Source organism: Arthrobacter sp. SE2 (assembly GCF_058244265.1).
Map to the genome: position 1 here is coordinate 17,026 of NZ_JBZAYA010000030.1, position 16,741 is coordinate 33,766.

12 protein-coding genes, 1 tRNA gene and 1 pseudogene are annotated in these 16,741 nt (G+C 62.5%); 7 read left to right on the top strand and 7 right to left on the bottom strand.

From position 1 onward, the window contains the following. Positions 1-83 precede the first annotated feature (83 nt). From AC4CS3_RS22680 to AC4CS3_RS22690, 3 genes are all read left to right on the top strand, one after another. Positions 84-165 (top strand) — tRNA-Leu (locus AC4CS3_RS22680). 524 nt (positions 166-689) lie between these two features. Then, positions 690-893 (top strand): hypothetical protein, encoded by a 204-nt coding sequence (locus AC4CS3_RS22685; protein WP_490785346.1) that lies wholly within the window; start codon positions 690-692, stop codon positions 891-893. A 95-nt stretch (positions 894-988) separates the two neighbouring features. Beyond that, the gene (locus AC4CS3_RS22690; RefSeq protein ID WP_490785347.1) at positions 989-1,336 is read left to right on the top strand and encodes a HipA domain-containing protein; all 348 of its coding nucleotides are present in this window, start codon (positions 989-991) and stop codon (positions 1,334-1,336) included. A gap of 220 nt (positions 1,337-1,556) precedes the next feature. Here the strand turns inward: AC4CS3_RS22690 and AC4CS3_RS22695 are convergent, their stop codons facing one another. From AC4CS3_RS22695 to AC4CS3_RS22715, 5 genes are all read right to left on the bottom strand, one after another. Then, complete coding sequence (locus AC4CS3_RS22695) at positions 1,557-2,018, bottom strand: GIY-YIG nuclease family protein (protein WP_490785348.1); 462 nt, start codon at positions 2,016-2,018, stop codon at positions 1,557-1,559. Positions 2,019-2,530: 512 nt separating this feature from the next. After that, the gene (locus AC4CS3_RS22700) at positions 2,531-3,781 is read right to left on the bottom strand and encodes a type II toxin-antitoxin system HipA family toxin (protein ID WP_490785349.1); all 1,251 of its coding nucleotides are present in this window, start codon (positions 3,779-3,781) and stop codon (positions 2,531-2,533) included. Beyond that, the gene (locus AC4CS3_RS22705) at positions 3,778-4,035 is read right to left on the bottom strand and encodes a helix-turn-helix transcriptional regulator (RefSeq protein WP_490785350.1); all 258 of its coding nucleotides are present in this window, start codon (positions 4,033-4,035) and stop codon (positions 3,778-3,780) included. The genes AC4CS3_RS22700 and AC4CS3_RS22705 overlap by 4 nt, the downstream gene beginning before the upstream one ends. A gap of 686 nt (positions 4,036-4,721) precedes the next feature. After that, positions 4,722-5,246: a fibronectin type III domain-containing protein gene (locus tag AC4CS3_RS22710; protein ID WP_490785351.1), complete on the bottom strand. Its 525-nt coding sequence runs from the start codon at positions 5,244-5,246 to the stop codon at positions 4,722-4,724. Between the two features lie 1,026 nt (positions 5,247-6,272). Then, a complete protein-coding gene (locus AC4CS3_RS22715) occupies positions 6,273-7,208 on the bottom strand; it encodes a LysR substrate-binding domain-containing protein (RefSeq protein WP_490785352.1) in 936 nt (311 codons plus the stop codon). Positions 7,209-7,334: 126 nt separating this feature from the next. On the opposite strand from AC4CS3_RS22715, the gene AC4CS3_RS22720 reads away from it, so the two are divergent. From AC4CS3_RS22720 to AC4CS3_RS22730, 3 genes are all read left to right on the top strand, one after another. Next, the gene (locus AC4CS3_RS22720) at positions 7,335-8,474 is read left to right on the top strand and encodes a PrpF domain-containing protein (protein ID WP_490785353.1); all 1,140 of its coding nucleotides are present in this window, start codon (positions 7,335-7,337) and stop codon (positions 8,472-8,474) included. A 57-nt stretch (positions 8,475-8,531) separates the two neighbouring features. Then, positions 8,532-9,842, top strand: a complete 1,311-nt coding sequence (gene dctA / locus AC4CS3_RS22725) for a C4-dicarboxylate transporter DctA (RefSeq protein WP_490785354.1) — start codon at positions 8,532-8,534, stop codon at positions 9,840-9,842. Between the two features lie 251 nt (positions 9,843-10,093). Continuing rightward, entirely contained in the window at positions 10,094-10,396 is a 303-nt protein-coding gene (locus tag AC4CS3_RS22730) for a hypothetical protein (RefSeq protein WP_490785355.1), read from the top strand. A gap of 285 nt (positions 10,397-10,681) precedes the next feature. Here AC4CS3_RS22730 and AC4CS3_RS22735 read toward each other — a convergent pair whose 3' ends face one another. Then, complete coding sequence (locus AC4CS3_RS22735) at positions 10,682-12,112, bottom strand: glycoside hydrolase family 32 protein (RefSeq protein ID WP_490785356.1); 1,431 nt, start codon at positions 12,110-12,112, stop codon at positions 10,682-10,684. 664 nt (positions 12,113-12,776) lie between these two features. On the opposite strand from AC4CS3_RS22735, the gene AC4CS3_RS22740 reads away from it, so the two are divergent. Continuing rightward, positions 12,777-15,851 carry an RHS repeat-associated core domain-containing protein gene (locus AC4CS3_RS22740; protein ID WP_490785357.1) on the top strand — a complete coding sequence of 1,025 codons (3,075 nt, stop codon included), beginning with the start codon at positions 12,777-12,779 and terminating at the stop codon, positions 15,849-15,851. Between the two features lie 391 nt (positions 15,852-16,242). Here AC4CS3_RS22740 and AC4CS3_RS22745 read toward each other — a convergent pair. Beyond that, positions 16,243-16,497, bottom strand: a pseudogene (locus AC4CS3_RS22745) (ATP-binding protein); the annotation flags it as partial. Positions 16,498-16,741 lie beyond the last annotated feature (244 nt).

Below are 16,741 nucleotides of genomic sequence, written 5' to 3' on the forward strand. Positions count from 1 at the left end.
AGAGTAGTTTCGCGCACTGCAACAGGGAGCGTTGAGTTCTGTGAAGAGCTCGACGTCGGTTAGTCTTGTTTCGGTGTTTCCGCGCCCGAGTGGCGGAATTGGCAGACGCGCCGCACTCAAAATGCGGTATCGAAAGGTGTGTGGGTTCGAGTCCCACCTCGGGCACAGCATGACCCCTCGTCCGAGGGGTCTTTTGCTTTAACGTGTTGACATGACCCTGGTGTGTCCCTCTGACGCTGTTCCTCGGTTTGGCCTGGTGCCGCGGTCGCCTGTTCGGTTGTGTGGGTGGCGGGGTCAGGGTCCTGGCTGGTGGGCCCTCCGCTGCTTGGTATCCAGGGTTTTGTACCATCCTTTCTTGCTGTTTGCGTGGCCAGTTCGTGGCATCACTCATTCATGGCAAGGAGTTGTGGTGACGACATGACCAAGCCGAATGTTCTTCGAGGTTCTTCCTCGCGTAGCTGCTCGCTGGGAACCAGACAGAGTGCGCTCATTGCGTGTTTGTCCGGCCAAAGGGGTGCGCACATTGTGCACACCTTTGTGGACGGGCGGCTTTTCGACCTGCATTTTGGTCCCTTCCTCATGGTTCTCCCTTCGCTACTTCATGAAGTTCTCTGTTTCAGGCGACATGACTTTGCGGCCCCAGACCGTCGGTAGCGTTGGGCGTTCCCGTCAACCGGGAACGTCTATCGATGGCTGGCGTACGAGCCGTCGCCGGAGTCCAAGTGTGTGGGATCCGGGCTTTCTTCCGGGCAATTCTGTTCCAGGCAGGGGAGCGGCCGGTAGAGCCACCGCCCCTTGAGGACACGACTCGACCCGGAGACCTGAACTTCTCTGCCCTGGCCGAAGTGGTGGATCCCCACGGGCTTCCGGGGCTCCTCGTGGAAAAGGTGTGACCGCACTTGGGACGACGGGATGAAGCGGCTGGACCTGGAAGACGCCGCCCAGGGTCCTGAACCTTCCGCCGGCATCCAATTATGCCGTCAGCGCCGTGGAAGTGGTGCTGGCCCTGTCCGAACTGTGCGTAGCCCGGGCCGTCGCTATCAGGAACCTCTATCTGCAGTTCGTGCTCGCCTGGCTGACAGGGAATGGTGACCTGCACGCCAAGAACGCCTCGGTGCTCGAAGGCCGGCACGGAGGTTGGGTGGTGGAACCCGTCAATGACATCCAATGCACGCTTCTCTACGGCGACGATTCAACGGCACGGACCATCAGCGGCAAGGTCAAGAACCTCAAAGCCAGACACTGGCAGGAGTTCGCCGCCAGCATCGGGCTCCCGGAACGAGCCGCCTCGGCCACCAAAAAACTGCCCTCTCCGTGGCCAGGGCAGTGGACTTGAACGCGCTGCCGTTCACCGGCTCGCCCCTGAACGGTGCCGTGGGGGAGTTGCGGTTCCGCCGCTCCGAGCTGGGGGACTAGCTGGAATCCGGTTGCTGGGCATGGATCGACCCGGCGCAGAGGCTACCCGTGCCAGAACAACCTACGCTGGCATCTGACGCCAAGACAATCGGGGGCACGAGTCGTCGTCGACGGAACGGAGGAGATCGCAAAGCGGCCGATTAGTTCCGGTTGTGTCCTGTCTGGCGTGAGAGCAGGGCGCGTTTGAAGTGGGCTTCGGCAGCGTCCACTTGCGCAGTGGGAGCGCTGGGGGAGAAGACCCGCATAATGCTGAACTGGAAGTGCCGTGCGTGGCTGGCGTCGGCGCCGCCCAGTTCGCGGAGGGCGACGTTGCCGCCGTGCCCGTTCCGGGCGTAGTCGCTCCAGCGTCCAAAGAAGCGTTCGGCCCCGTCGGCTTTTCCGACATACAGTTTGCCGGTCTTGGTGTCGGTGATGAGGTAGATGCCCTGTACTGAGGTGAGGTCTGTTCGCCATTGGCTGTAGCGGTCGTCGGCGACCACGGCCTGGAGCTCGTCGTAGCTGATGAGGAGCGAGTCGAAGCCGGGAAACGGCTCCGTCTGCGGATCAGCAATCTCGATCACCACCATGGGACTCGCCGTCCTGCCGGATTTGGCCCAGTTCACTGTGTCCGGAGTCCACTCGATAACAAGGCGATCGGTCAGAGCCGAAAAACGGGCGAGGACCGTACGTCGAAGAAGCGCCAAATATCGGTCCGCTCTTCAGGAACTTCGCCGTGGTTTTCGAAAGCGGTGATGAACCGGCCCGCCGTCCGGTGGTGGCCAGGAAGTTCAGCCAGATCCTCGGAGGTGTTTTGCCGAGCTTGTTGTTGTGCCCCTGTTCGCGCGTGTAAGGCAAAAGGTTTGGCCCCAGGGCATCGGCCCGGGTTTTCAAGCCTCCCGGATTGAGCGTGTGCCGGATGACAGCCACATCATCGGGAGCAAGGCCTGCGGCCTGGAAAAGATGCCCAAGTTTCAGGTCACCGGTGACGTCCTCGATCATGCACAGCCTTCGTTCGATTCAGCCCGGCAGCATTCCGGGCTCCGCGTCACAGATTACGGAAGCAATGACACGGCCGACGAATCCGTCCATCGGTGGCGCGTGGTCCGGGTTGATTTTTGACGCCTTCGAGAACTGGTTAGCGGAGTTCCCGCCGGGCGGCGCCGCCGTTCAGCAGGTCGCTGACGCGGGCGGGCACCAGGTCCTGGAGGAATTTCAACCCCTCCGGGGCTTGGTTCGTGGTGGCCGCTGCAGCGATGGCTTCCAGCGTCGACACCGCAGTCTGCCGTGCGTCGTCCAGGTCCAGGCCCCAGGCTGCGCCCTCACGGGCCAGGTGCTCCAGGGTGATGTAGCTTAGTCGGATCTGGCCATCGATGGAGTGCCCGGCGTTGTTGCTCGGTGCGTAGAGCAGCAACGTGGGTGCCACGTCGTACAGCGGGGCGAGCTGCACTTCGCCGCCATCGCGCAGAATAAGGGAGTAGTTCTTCGAGTGCGCGTCCCCGTTACCGATCGCCAGGTTGAAAGTCACTGCGCTGAGCAGGTCCCGGCGGAAGGCATCGTCGTCGCGCGTGTGCGGTGCGGCTGCGTTGACCAGGCGGGTCAGCCGGGACGGCGGGGCTGAACTGCCCTCGTACTTCGCTTCGCTGGCCAGTGCCAGGGCCTGGGTGAAGTCCTCCTGGTGGAGCCGGCTGCCATCCGGGGCACGGTCAAAGCGGTCCACGATGATCGCCTGGCGGGAGCCGAACTTCTCCAGGCGTGCCGTTGCCGCGGGTATTCCGGCCGCAACCGCCGTCTTCAACGCCCAGTCCTCGGCGGCGAGGAGGGCCGGGATGGTCGACTCCAGGGGCTCAGGCTTGATGATGTGGGTGGATACAGCTCCGCGGCCCGGCCAGGCCCAGCCGCCGTCGTGCCGGGTCAGCAGTACCTTGGACTGGACCCCGCCCAGGGAGGCTGTGATGAGGAAGTCATCGGGCAGGTCCCAGGTGGGGAGTGACTCGACAACCGTGGCGACTTCATCCTCGGTCATTGGAATGGCGGCGCCTGGTACGTCCGGAGCGTCCCCGGGCGGCAGGATTTGAACGGCGCCGGCACAGTCGGCGCCCAGGACCCTGAGAAGACCGAACGCATCCGGGGTGGACAGGCCGTTCTCCTTGGCGATGTGGGAGCGCACCTGGCCTTCCGGCAACAGCCCGTCAAAGAAGTCGTACACTTCCGGGCCCCCGATCTTGTTCCGGCTCACGGGCATGGACAGCGACAACAGGATGGACCCGGAGCCGTACTCGGCCACAGCTGCCCGGTCGTACTGGAAGGAAATGCGAAGTCCGCTGCCTTTCAGTTCGCCGATCCGCGTGCCGCGAAGGAAGACGTCCAGGGTTTTGTGGGGGCTCACGGGCGGACCTGAAGCTTCGAAAACCGCGGGACGAGGGCGACGTCACGGCCAAGGACCCTGATGGCCTGCATGGCGACCACCAAGGACACGGCTTCCCCGCGTTCGAGCCGGACGATGGTCCCGCGGGTCACCTTGAGCCGCTCAGCCAGGTCCTGCTGGGTCAGGCCGGCCTCCTTGCGGGCATCGCTAATGGCCCTGCCCAGCGAGGGAGCATCCACGGCACGGTAGAACGGGGTTGGCTCGTCGTGTTCCATATATCGATCATAGTGCCATACCGACAATTTGTTCTATATTTCAAACATCCAAGGCCTATTTGGGAATGTTCGATATATCTGACATTGCTTCCCGGCTATCGCGGGCACCCTGGCGGCAGGCCTCCCGCAAGCGGCTTTTCGGGAGCCGGCCCGGACTGGGACGTATTCGTGTCGATATCGCTACGAAGTCAATAGGGCTACGAATACGACAGCTGGTGCCGATCCCGCGCCGACCCACCATCGGCTATCACAGACGCTGGTGCTGTCGGTGGCTCACGGCCGATGGTCGGGAAAGCTACTTCAGCAGAGGGGATAGATGGTCCTACAGTCCCCTATCCAAGCTGTGACCCACGGATTCGTTCTTCTATTGACGTGCCGTGAAGGCCATCCATTGGAGTCATGGAGCGCTGCGATTCAGAGTTGAACATGCGCCATGAGTGGCACGCCGAGCACACCGAGGACGGCAGGAATTACAAACGCTGTCTGCGCTGCGGTAAGGATGACGACCGGGGTGATGGCGGAACCGGCGCACCAGGAGCGTGGGCCGGGCCCGCAGAAATGACCTAGCAGTCTTAGGGCGCTACTTGGCGGACTTCAAATTCGGGCTGGTATCGGTCGGAATCATGGCATACACAGCACCGATGTTTTCGTAGTATTCGACGTCATCGTTGTATTGCCGAATCAACCTACCGAGCCGTTCTTCGTGGCCGCCGGAGTCCGTCTGGTCGGTGTCGCAGGTCAAAAGCCGATGAGCTTCCCGTGCGGAAAGAACCAAACTCTGGCTGCGCGCCGTCGTGAATGGCTGCATGCACGTAGTCATGGGATGGATCGAGCTCGGTGAGTTTCGCGTGATAGGCATATACCTTCTGGCCGGATTTGGCGTCGACGTAGTTGGTTTCTACCGCGTCCTGGCTCCGTCTGTAACTTCCGTCGGTTTCGCCGAGCATCGCCCGGGGCTGCGTGACGGGCTGCAAGGTGTGGCACGACACAACAACTTCGCTGGATGCATCGGTACCGAACTGCAGATGCAGTCCGTTCACAACCGGAGTGGTCAGCGGGTCGCCGACGCCAGAAAGCAACATCGCCTTGTTGCCAACAGCTGACGCCGGGGTCGCGCCTGCCAAAACGGCGACGGCGCTGGCAGCTCCGGCAGCCGTGAAGAAGCCGCGGCGCGAGAATCCAGTACTAAAGATTTCCTTGTCATCAGTCACGGATTCAGCTTGGTGCGGCACCGAGGCGAGACAGTGAAAACCGTCCAAGCGGCGAGCCACTGACAAATTAATTCTTGGTAACCCCGTTCACTTAGTGAGTATGCCTGTTGCTGTCGCTCTCGCGGCCGGGAAGCCCGGAGGATCCTGATCGAGAAACACCTGATTCGACGATAGGTCCGGTCGAGAGGGTCCCAAGCTAATGGCCATGACTCTTGATCTGAGGTCGGCGGGGTGTTCGAAGGCCCAAAAAACGACGTGTGCACATTGTGCACACTCTGGGTCTCAGACTGGGCCGTACCGCCGCCGGACTGGCCCGTACTCAGCATGTTTCCGGGAGTTCCCAGTGTTTGCAGGGGCCGGAAGCCGGTTCGAGTCCCACCTCGGGCACGTGTTTCCACAGGTCAGGGGGTCTTTGGCCCTCTGACTGTGCACAAGTCAGCTTTTTATGGGCCCCTTCGGGGCCGTTTTTGTTGGTGGCCGTCGGTGCGGCCGGGGTGCCTGCTTTCCTTGTGTTGGACGGTGGGTCTGTGTTCTTGCCCCTTCATAGTTTGACGATGACCGGGCTACATGACTTGCGCGCTGGGGTTCGCGACGCGCGGTGCGCCGAATATCCACCCAAGCGCACCGAGCACCGCGCGTCGCTGGTCGCCCGGCGACAGGCGGCGCCTTTTACGGGAGTTCGAGTGTGAAGTCTCGGGTAACTACAGCTTTTCAATACACTGTCCTGGGCCTTTTGAGGGGCCTGTGTGTAGGCGAAAACCCGGTCTCCTCAACGTCTCGGAAACGCGTCTCACCGTAAATCGTCTCTACATCGGTCCGTGGAGGAGTTTCTGGGTCAGAATGGCCTAATGTGGCAGCTCGGCTATATGTCATTTTCGTACTAGACGTCGCCTGCACGGAACGTGTGAAGTCCTCTGCACTTAGCGCCAGCGGTCATCTCGGCATGGCCGACCGACTGCCGGAGGGCGCACGTGTCCACGTTGGTGGCTCAAGGAACGAAACCCGCGCGTAGTGGCGGCACGGGACTCACGAACTGGGGTTGCTTGCTGCGAGTGCGGGGGTTTGCAAACGCTTCGCGGTTGATAGGAACACGGATGCGGCCCGCTGTCCGGCAGGGCTGAGCCTGCGGTTGGCAAGGTGGGCGAGGAGGATCCTCCTCGCGGGGGAGCCGGCGAGAGGTACGGCGATGATGTCGGGGCGGACGGCGCTAAGGGCGAGTTGCGGGGCCAGGGCGATGCCGATGCCTGCTGCGACCATGCCTTGGGTTTCCTGGTAGTCGTTGGCGGCGAAGGCGATGCGCGGTTCGAAGCCGGCATCGCGGCAGACCCGGCGGAGGACGTCGGCCACGGGGTGTTCGTCGCGGACGATCCACTCCTGGTCACTGAGCGTGCCGATTCTCACCGAGCGGCGCGCGGCGACGGGGTGGTCCCTTGGTACGAGCAGCATGGTGGGGTCATTCATGAGGCGTATGAGGGTCAGGTCTTCATCCTCGATGCGCTCCCAGGGGTAGTCCCACAGCAGTGTGAGCTCGATGTCCCTGCGCCGCAGCCGTTCAAGCAGGCCGTCGCGACGGGCGCTGACTACGGTGACGGCGATCTCCGGATGACGCGCGCGGAAGGCCAGCACGACGTCGGGCATGAGGGATGCACCGACGGTGGGGAACGTCCCCATTCGCAGTTGGCCTCGCCGCAACCCGGCGAACTCGCCCATCTCGGCCCGGGCGGCCTCGATTGTCCTGTCGATGTCGTCCGCATACCGCAGGAGCGCCTGGCCTGCATCGGTGAGCACGACGCCCCGTGGGTGCCGGTCGATCAGCGCGACGCCCACTTCGTGTTCGAGCTTCGCGATCTGCTGGGAGACTGCCGACGTCGTGAAGGACAGGGCCGTCGCGGCGGACGTCAGGGAGCCGGAACGGCTTACTTCGCGGAGCAGGTGAAGCCTGTGCAGATCTAGGTCGGCCATGGATTTGAGTTTAGCAAAAGTGGACGGTAGTCGATAATCCTGTGATTGTGCTGAACTCTCGGTGAGTGGATCGTAGAAGGAGCAGGCGCCGCGAGGCGCGACCACGACACGTGAAGGAAGAAGACCATGCAACTCCGCGGTCATTGGTACCGGGGCGGCACGAGCAAGTGCTGGCTCTTCGAGGCCGAAGACGTGGCCCCTCACGCCGGGAGCCGCGAGGAGATCCGCAACCTCTTGGCAGATGCCTTCGGCGCAACCGATGCCCGCCAGCTCGACGGTGTCGGCGGCGGGACGTCAACGACGTCGAAAGCGGCCGTCGTCCGGGCCACTCCCGAGGGGCCGGCGGACCTGGACTACCTCTTCGCCCAGGTCGGAATCGGGGACCCTACGGTGGAACTCGGTTCCAATTGCGGCAACTGTGCCACCGCGATCGCCCTGTACGCCGTCCAATCGGGGATCGTTCCTCCCCGGGACGGATCAACGCGGGTCAGCATGCGCAACCTCAACACCGGAGCCGTGCTGAGCGGCACGATCGCCACCCCCGGCGGCCGGATCCCGACGTCGGGCCCGGCCCGGGTTCCTGGCAGCAGCGCACTGGGTGTTCCCGTAAGCCTCTCGTTCCACGCCCCGTGGGGGCGGACCACAGGAGCCGTTCTGCCGACGGGGAGCGCGACCGACGAAATCTCCGCTGGCGGGCTTATTCTTACGGCGACCCTGGTTGACGCCGGGGCACCTGCAGTCCTCATCCCTGCGTACGAGGCAGGCATCGATCTGTCGGTGATGACCGGCAACCTGTCCGAGCCCCTGCCCAGGCTTGTAGCAGCCCGGGCGTCGGCCGGCCTGATGATGGGGCTGCGGAAGCCCGAAGATCCTCCGCAGAACGCCGTCCCGAAAGTCGGCGTCGTCGCAGCGCCCGGTGACTACATTGCGGCCGACGGAACGAGGATCGCGGCAGACACCCACGATCTGCGGGTGCGGATGCTCTCGATGCTCGCACCCCACCCCGCCATCGGCCTCACCTCAGCCGTCGCCGTCTCACTAGCAGCTGCCCTGCCTGGATCGGTAGTGGCCAAAGCGCTGCGCCCGGCAGACAGCGCCCGCCAACGGCGCCGGCTGCTGCGCATCGGAACGCCTGCCGGTGTCATCACCACCGAGGTCGTTACAGACGACAACGGTCACGTCAGCGAGGTCGCCCTCCACAGGGCGGCCCGCCATCTCGCCGTCGCCGACATCGACGTCGCACAGCCTGTCGCCCTGACGGCCTAGCCCCTTCAATCCGCCCCTGCCATCATTAGATGGGGCACTCACCCAGGAAGTTGTTCAATGAAGATCAAATCCATCCTCGGACACCTCTATGTCCAGGTACTCATCGGCGTCGGGCTCGGCATCCTCGTCGGCGCACTGTGGCCCGACCTCGGTTCCTCCCTCAAGCCGCTCGGCGACGGCTTCGTGAAGCTCGTGAAGTTCATGATCGCGCCGATCGTCTTCTGCACCATCGTCAGCGGCATCACCTCCCTGACCGACGCCAAGAAAGTCGGCCCGACCTTGCTGCGTTCGCTGGGGTTGTTTTACGTGCTCACGTTGGTGGCACTGGCCCTCGGCCTGGGCGCGGTCATGCTCTTCCAGCCGGGCGCGGGCATGCACATCAACCCGGCCCACCTCGATACCTCTGTCGCCTCGAAGTACACAAGCCAGCTACCCAGCAGCAACCCTGTGGACTTCGTTATGAGCATCATCCCCACAAGCTTCGTCGGCGCCTTCGCCGACGGCGAGGTCCTGCCCGTGCTCGTCATCGCCCTGCTCTGCGGCTTCGCCTTCAGCAAGCTCGGCGCACCGGGTCAGCTCGCCCTCAACGTCGTCAACAGCTTCAACAAGCTGCTGTTCGTCGTGTTCGGCTTCCTCATGAAGATCGCCCCCATCGGGGCATTCGGCGCCATGGCGTTCACGGTCGGCAAGTACGGAGCCCATTCGATCGGCAACCTCGGCATGCTGATCCTGGCCTTCTACGCCGCATGCATCGTTTTCGTGGTCGTCGCCCTCGGCATCCTAGCGAAGCTCACCGGTTTCAGTCTCTGGCGGATCCTGCGCTACTTCCGCGACGAGTTCCTCATCGTCCTCGCCACATCCTCAAGCGAACCCGTCCTCCCGCGCCTGCTCTCCAAGCTCGAGCGCCTCGGCTGCGACCGCGGCGTCGTCGGCCTCGTGGTCCCGACCGGCTACTCCTTCAACCTCACCGGCACCGCCGTCTATCTCACCCTCTCTTCGATGTTCATCGCCCAGGCCTGCGACATCCACCTGAGCTGGGACCAGATCCTCCTCATGCTCGGGATGATGCTCCTGACCTCCAAGGGTGCGGCAGGCGTCACGGGCAGCGGCTTCGTCGCCCTCGTTGCGACCCTGACGGTCATGCCAACGCTTCCCGTTGCCGGCGTGGCCCTCATCGTCGGCATCGACCGCTTCATGAGCGAAGCCCGCGCCCTCACCAGCACCGTGGCCAACATCGTCTCGTGCGTCGCCATAGCCAAGTGGCAGCACGCGCTCGACGCCGACAAGCTCCAATCCGAACTCAAAACGGGCTTCGTGCCCACCGAGGCGGAAAAGCACCAGCTGAGCGAACCCGCCCTGGCCTACTGAGAGAGCCCACCACGAATCAGGCTCCTACCCCTGCCCGGGGCCTGACCCGCCCAAGCGGTCGGCTTCGCTGGGTCGCTCCACAAAGCCGCATCGGATACCAGGCCCTGCATATTCCATCGCAACAGGTAACCCGAAAGTCGGGCGCAGGAGCCGGGTCCGATGCCAACGGGGCGGGGAGCAGGCACACTGTTCCCCGCCCCGTCCCCACGCGGACCGGATCAAACAAGACCAAAGACAGTCCAGGAAACACCATGACACCCCTCTTGCAAAAGACCACGCCGGACGAACTCACGCAGGCACCGAGCGGCGCTCCGACGCCGCAAATGGAGCGCATACCGGACTGGAACAAACTCGCCCGCGCAGACGAAGTCTCAATCCGCCGCGCCGATGGATCAATTTCGTCGGGACGAATCGACATGCTCTCCATGGACCGAAGGGTCTTCTGGATCATCCAGAATGACGGCAAAGGGCGCACCATGATCGATAAGAACGAAGACACCACCGTCTTCCGTCGCACATCCGACAGCAGCAACGAAAGGCACCCAAGGTCTTAGGGGCATAGAGATTCATGAGTTCAGCGTGGCACGATGCGACAGCAGTCGTGCGGCTAGCCCAAGCTGCCCCCGTGCGGCAGTGCCTCGCTCCTCGAGCCCGTAAGCCGCTCGAAGCCCGTCATGGGCGGTAGCGACTGCCGGGCAGCGGCAAGGCGTTCAAACCCATCGCGCGCCAGGGACTCTCTATTTCATGCGAGTCCCCTGGCAGGCAAGCTGGGCCGCCGTCGTCCGCCCGTCGCGTTGATTGGGTGGGTCTGAAATCATCCGGCGGTTGGGTAGCCATGGTCAGGCGAGGGTGGTGAGCCTGAGGGAAGCGACCTTTGCGGTTCCTCCGGTGGTGTACAGCGACACACCGGTGCTGGAGGGGTCCGGGAAGATCAGTTCGGTGAGGGTGACTTCTCCGTCTTGGGCGAAGATCTCCACAGAGCAGTGATCAACGAAAATACGCAGGTGATACGCCCCATCCACGGCACGCAGGGGCGCGGTTTCGATCGATGCAAAGGCGCTGTGGAACGCCGTGTTGCCCGAGACCGTTCGATCCACGAGCAGTCTGCCGTCACCCCGACGGATGCCGATCCTTGTACCTTCGTTGCCGTTGCCGCGGATCACGAGGCCAAATTCATCTGCGGAACCGGGCACAAACGTTACCTCGATGAGTTGCACGGCGCCCCCGCCTGCCACGGAACGGATGCCATTGACGTCCAGCTCTGTGTAGGCAGCTGTGCGGGTAAGCGCTGCGGGGTCAATCACGGCCTGCTGGGTGAGGTGCGGTGCCCCTTCAGAAGTGACCAGCGAGACCTCGCGTACAAGCGACATGGGGCTTCGCCACGGGGAGGTTGGAATGTCGTTGCCGTACTGCCAGTTGTTCATCCAGGCCATCATGAGCCGGCGGCCGTCCGGAACGTTGCTGAAGGAAACGGCAGCGTAGTAGTCCCGGCCCCAGTCGAGCCAGTGATACTCGGTCAGGCGCGCCGGATCCTGGTCGCCTTCAGTGACCGTGGTTTCGGACCTGAACGTCACGCCGTCGAATTCGCCAACGAAGTACTGTCCCGCAGATCCTCCGTTTGGGCCGCCGGGATTGAGGTTAACGGTCAGGACCCATCGGATCAGGTCCTCGTTCCCGTCAAGTGGAAGCGGGAACAGGTCAAGACATTCCCAGACTCCGCCGGTGGCGTTGGCGGGCCCGAAACTGCTGAGGTAGTCCCAGCTCTTGAGGTCATCGGAGCGGTACATCACGACGGTGAAATCCAGTGCCTCGACAGCGACCATGACCCAGTAGGATCCGGAAGTGCCGTCGTACCAGAAGACCTTCGGGTCGCGGAACTCGGCCGAGTCCCTGCTCAAGACGGGGTTGCCGTGGTATTTGGACCAGGTGTAGCCGCCGTCGATGCTCCAGGCCAGCGACTGGGCCTGGATCCCGGCGTGCTGTGACTTCTCCTTGTAGGCACTTGTGTAGATGGCGACCAGGGGTGCAGCAGTTCCGTCACCGAGTCCGCTGGTGTTGTGCTGGTCGTAGACGACGCTGCCGGAGTAGATGTCCTCGTTTTCGTCGCAGGCAATGGCGACGGGTTGTTCTGTCCACGTGATGAGGTTCGTGGAGGTGGCGTACCCCCAGGACATGTTTCCCCAGACATTCCCGAAGGGGTTGTTCTGGTAGTAGAGGTGGTAACTGCCCTCGTAGTAGATGATGATTTTGTCAATTTGAACTGAGCCCACTTTTTGCGCGAGTTGCAGCTTGAAGCAGACCCACCGGGCAGCGCGACCCTCAGCGCGTGTATGTCAATGTCCAAGATCATCGAAGACACGCACGATCCGAGGACTACGAAGTGTCTGGACTTTGCAATTGCAGAAACTGTCAACAGGTCGACTATTCTTGACAGAATCCTTAAATCTGCATCACAGATGCCGGATTTAATGCTCGGGTAGTCCGCTCGCAAGCGGAACCGGGCCAAGTCAGCCTCCGGAAAGATTACTCTCCTGACAAGGGGAAACGTCGACCGCCGAATTTCTGCGGGGGGCGCCAAGGTTTCGGTGTCGCCCTTGTCACATGCCCGTTTTGTGGTAGGTCCGATGTCGCCTGTGCTCTGACTGGCCCTGAAAATTCGGGGCGGTCAGCTCTTGATTCGGGAAATCGTAAAGTCGATGATCATTTCGTGCTCGCTGGGGGCGCAGAGGATGCTCACTGGGGAGCACAAAATTTCGGGGGCGCAGCATGGCTGCTTTACGGTCTCTTCTATCAGGTATTGCAATTTCCACCGTTGTTCTTACAAGCTTTGCCGCACCGTCGCAGGCGGCTTCTGCACTGACCACCACGGCTCCGCCACCCGGGCGAAGTGTATCGGCGGCGAGGGCCCTCACCGCCCGAGACGCTACTGCGCCGATGGCCCCAAAACTTGGTTTGGCGATGCTCCTGCCACCCGCGACGGGACCGAACGGCCTCGGCTCCGGAATCCGGAATTCCGCGTCTATGCTCACCAGGCATCTGACGGATCTGTCGACTCTCTCGTTCAATCCTTCGAACGGCAATGTCGCTCTCGCCGGGCAACTGCTGCACGTCAAAGGCGCGAGTCGGGACCTGGCCATCGGCTGGCGGTACAACTCCCTCAACGACGCCCGGCCGACCTTGTCGGTCGGCGCCAACGAGGCGGCTATCACTGTGGGCGGCGACAACTCGGTCGTCTACACGGCCCCTGACGGGGGAACCTACACCTTCGCCCCCGCCGGGTCCGGGCAATGGACCATGCCGCCTGACCTGAACGCGACCATCACGAACTTCACATCCACGGCAGTGTCGATCCGTTTCAACGACACAGGCTTCACCAATGAGTACGAACTGGTCGGCGGAGTGTTCCGGCTCAAGTACATGGACGACCAGAACCCGACGTCCCCGAACCGGATCACCTACACCTACAACACCTCCGGGGTCCTGACCACGATCAACGACACCATCGGAGGCAGGCCGATCACCTTCACATACGCGGACCCGAACAACTCCGAGCAGCCCTCCCAGATCCATGACGACGCCTTGTCCAGGGACATCTACCTGGAGTACTCGGGTCCGAACGGCGCGATGTCGAAGATCACCGACGCGACAGGTGCGGTGATGAGGTTCGGCTACGGGTCCCCGAGCAACCGGATCACGACTATCACCGATGACGCCGGGACCGTCACCACCCTGGCCTACAACGCCTCAACTCAGCTAAGCCAGGCAACCTACGCCACCGGCAAGACCGAACAAAGCATCTGGACGTATACGTACGTCACCTATCCTCCGCCCTACACGCTCCAGGCGAAGGTCACGGACCCCAACGGCAAGACCACCATCTACGAGTCCCACACGACACCGAACCAGGTCACAAGGATCACCGACCCGCTGAGCCACAACACGAACTTCGGCTTCAACGCACACAACGACCGCCTCTGGTCATCGGACGCCCTGGCGGACAACACCAACTACACCTTCGATGCCAACAACTCCCTGACCAAGATCACCGCACCTCCCGTGGGCACCGCCGGAGCCGAGACGTCCTTCAGCTACCCGTCCAACACCGGCAATCCTCTGTCGAACGACTTGCCCTCCGCGGTGGTCAGCACGGAGAACCAGTCCACGGCCTACAGCTACGACGCGAACACCATGAACCGGTACCAGACCACCACCCCGGGCACCGGCGGCGCCGGCGGCACCCCGAAGCTGAACTACCAGGGCGACGCGGCGGGCACCACCTGCGGGGCGAAGAAAGGCCAGGTCTGCAAGTCCACCGACGGCAACGGCAACGTCACCAGCTACACCTACGGGACCCTGGGCATGCCCACCACCATCACCCAGCCATCCCCGCTCGGGGCGATCACGAACGTCTACGACGACGCCTCCCGTCTGATCACCTCAACCGACGGCAAAGGCCAGGTCACCCACTACGACTACGACAACAACGACCGGCTCATCCAGATCGACAAAGGCGTCAACTGCGCCAGCAACTGCGTCTCCTACACCTACGACACTCGCGGGAACCTCACCCAAAGCCAGGACGACACCGGAAACACCAACTTCAGCTACGACGCCCAGAACCGGCCAAAATCCAAGACCATCGGCGGCACCACGACGTCAGTCAGCTACGACGGAGCCTCCAACGTGCTGACCTCAGTTGACCCCCTCGGGACGGTCACTTACGCCTACGACGCCGCGAACAGGCTGATCAGCCTCGCCGAGCCCGGCGGGTCCTGTCCGGGGACGCCCACGTTCCCGAACAGCACCAAATGCACCGGCTTCGGCTACGACATTGTCAACCGGCGCACCGCCACCAACTACCCCAACGGGGTCACAAACACCACCGTCTACGACGCGGCTTCCCGCATCGTCTCCATCACCGCGACCAACAGCTCCAGCACCGTCCTGGCCAAACGCGCCTACACCTACACCGTCAACGGCACCAAAGACGCGGCCCTGCGCAAAACCATGACCACCGAAACCGGGACCGTCACCACCTACAGTTACGACGAAATCAACCGCCTCACCTCAGCGGTCACCGGGTCCACCACCGAAACCTGGACCTACGACAAGAACGGCAACCGCACCATAGACACCAAGACCGGGACAGCGAACGTGTACTCAGCGTTCAACGCCGCCGACCAGCTGTGCTGGTCCGGTGCCAGCGCCGGGAACTGCGCCACACCCCCGGGCGGCGCGACCACGTTCAGCTACGACGCGAACGGCAACACCACCGCTGCCGGGCCCACCACCCAGACCTACAACATCTTCGACCAGTTCAGTTCCAACACCGCCGGCGGCACCACCACGAACTACACCTACAGCGGACCGCGGAACGACAGCAGACTCACCGCAGGCGGCACCTCGTTCCTGAACGGCACTCTCGGAATCACCCAACAAACCACCGGCGGCGCGACCACTTCCTTCATCAGGGACCCCGGCGGTAACCTCATCAGCATGCGCACTAGTTCAGGGGCGAGTTTCTACTACACGATGGACGCGCTCGGCTCCACCATCCTGCTCACCGACAGCGCCCAGGCAGCCGCAGCCACCTACTCTTACGACTCCTGGGGCAACACCACCAGCTCCGGTGCCCAGGCCGCCGTCAACCCGTGGACCTATGCTGGCGGGTACAACGACATGGCCGCCAGCAACCGCATCAAATTCGGCGCCCGCTACTACAACCCCTTCCACGGCCGCTTCACCCAAGCAGACCCCTCAGGGCGGGAGGTAAATCGCTACCTCTATGGCGCCGCCAACCCCATCAATAACACCGATCCATCGGGGCTTTTCTGCTACTCCTGGAACCACGACACCCCTGACTGCGGATGGTACGGACCACCCGCACCAACCACGCCGTGGCAATGCAAGTTGAGCGTAACTTTTTCCGCGGCTGGGCTCCTCTTTGGCGGCTGGAGTTGGTATGCGGCGGCCGGGCTAGGTGTCGGTATTGCCACGTCATGTTTTTAGGCGCTCTCCATTCCCCTACGACACGGACAACACATGAAACCGCTTCAAGCCCCCCGCGCCATGCTCGTCTACGCGGGCTTGGGAATTTTGCTCTGGCTGACTCTCGGAATAACGGACTTAATCGCGGGTTCCGTCACTTGGCGCTTAATAGCGTACGGTCTGATGATCGCCGCCTCTCTCTATATGTTTATCCGAGCGCTGAGATCTACAAGAAGACAGGCTCGGCCCGACTAACCCCCAGATGGCGTGCGGCCACAGTTCTTGTGTAACCACCCATGGTGACTTTTACCGGAAGTTCACCCTAGTTTCCCGCCGCACGCTCGGGCCTCTAAGAAGGGGGCCATGCTCGACGTATTTTCGCACCATAGCAGTGTCCAATGGCCCACCCTCGTTAGCTACCGGCCTGTTGGGCGAGTGTGTGGGCGAGGCGGTAGGAGTCGGTTCCGGTTTCGATGATGGTTCCGTTGAAGGTGAGCCGGTCTACGATGGCGGCGCAGAGGCGCGGGTCGGTGAAGGTTTTGGTCCAGCCGGAGAAGGATTCGTTGGTGGCGATCGCGACGGATGCTTTTTCTTCTCGTTCGGTGAGGACTTGGAAGAGCAGTTCGGCTCCTCGTTTGTCCAGTTCCATGTAGCCCAGTTCATCGATCTATGAGGATATCCGCATAGATCGATCTATGCCGAGCCCGCAACTATGCCGAGGCAACCGCTGCTGCCGGTGAACGTGAGCGGGTGGCGCTTTGTTTCTTCGACGACTTTAACTCCGCCGTATCGGCATAGTTCCACCGGGCGGGAGCCTGATCATGGGAGCAACAGTGCTTCCGTGAAGGAGGCGAAGTGAACTGCCGTGGAGATCTCGGACAGTGGGCCCTCTTAAGATGAGGGTCTACCGA

Excerpts from the sequence above, each read along its gene's own strand:
- AC4CS3_RS22685 (WP_490785346.1), top strand. The coding sequence starts at position 690 with ATGGCTGGCGTACGAGCCGTCGCCGGAGTCCAAGTGTGTGGGATCCGG.
- AC4CS3_RS22705 (WP_490785350.1), bottom strand. The coding sequence starts at position 4,035 with ATGGAACACGACGAGCCAACCCCGTTCTACCGTGCCGTGGATGCTCCC.
- AC4CS3_RS22715 (WP_490785352.1), bottom strand. The coding sequence starts at position 7,208 with ATGGCCGACCTAGATCTGCACAGGCTTCACCTGCTCCGCGAAGTAAGC.
- AC4CS3_RS22720 (WP_490785353.1), top strand. The coding sequence starts at position 7,335 with ATGCAACTCCGCGGTCATTGGTACCGGGGCGGCACGAGCAAGTGCTGG.
- dctA (WP_490785354.1), top strand. The coding sequence starts at position 8,532 with ATGAAGATCAAATCCATCCTCGGACACCTCTATGTCCAGGTACTCATC.
- AC4CS3_RS22730 (WP_490785355.1), top strand. The coding sequence starts at position 10,094 with ATGACACCCCTCTTGCAAAAGACCACGCCGGACGAACTCACGCAGGCA.
- AC4CS3_RS22740 (WP_490785357.1), top strand. The coding sequence starts at position 12,777 with ATGGCCCCAAAACTTGGTTTGGCGATGCTCCTGCCACCCGCGACGGGA.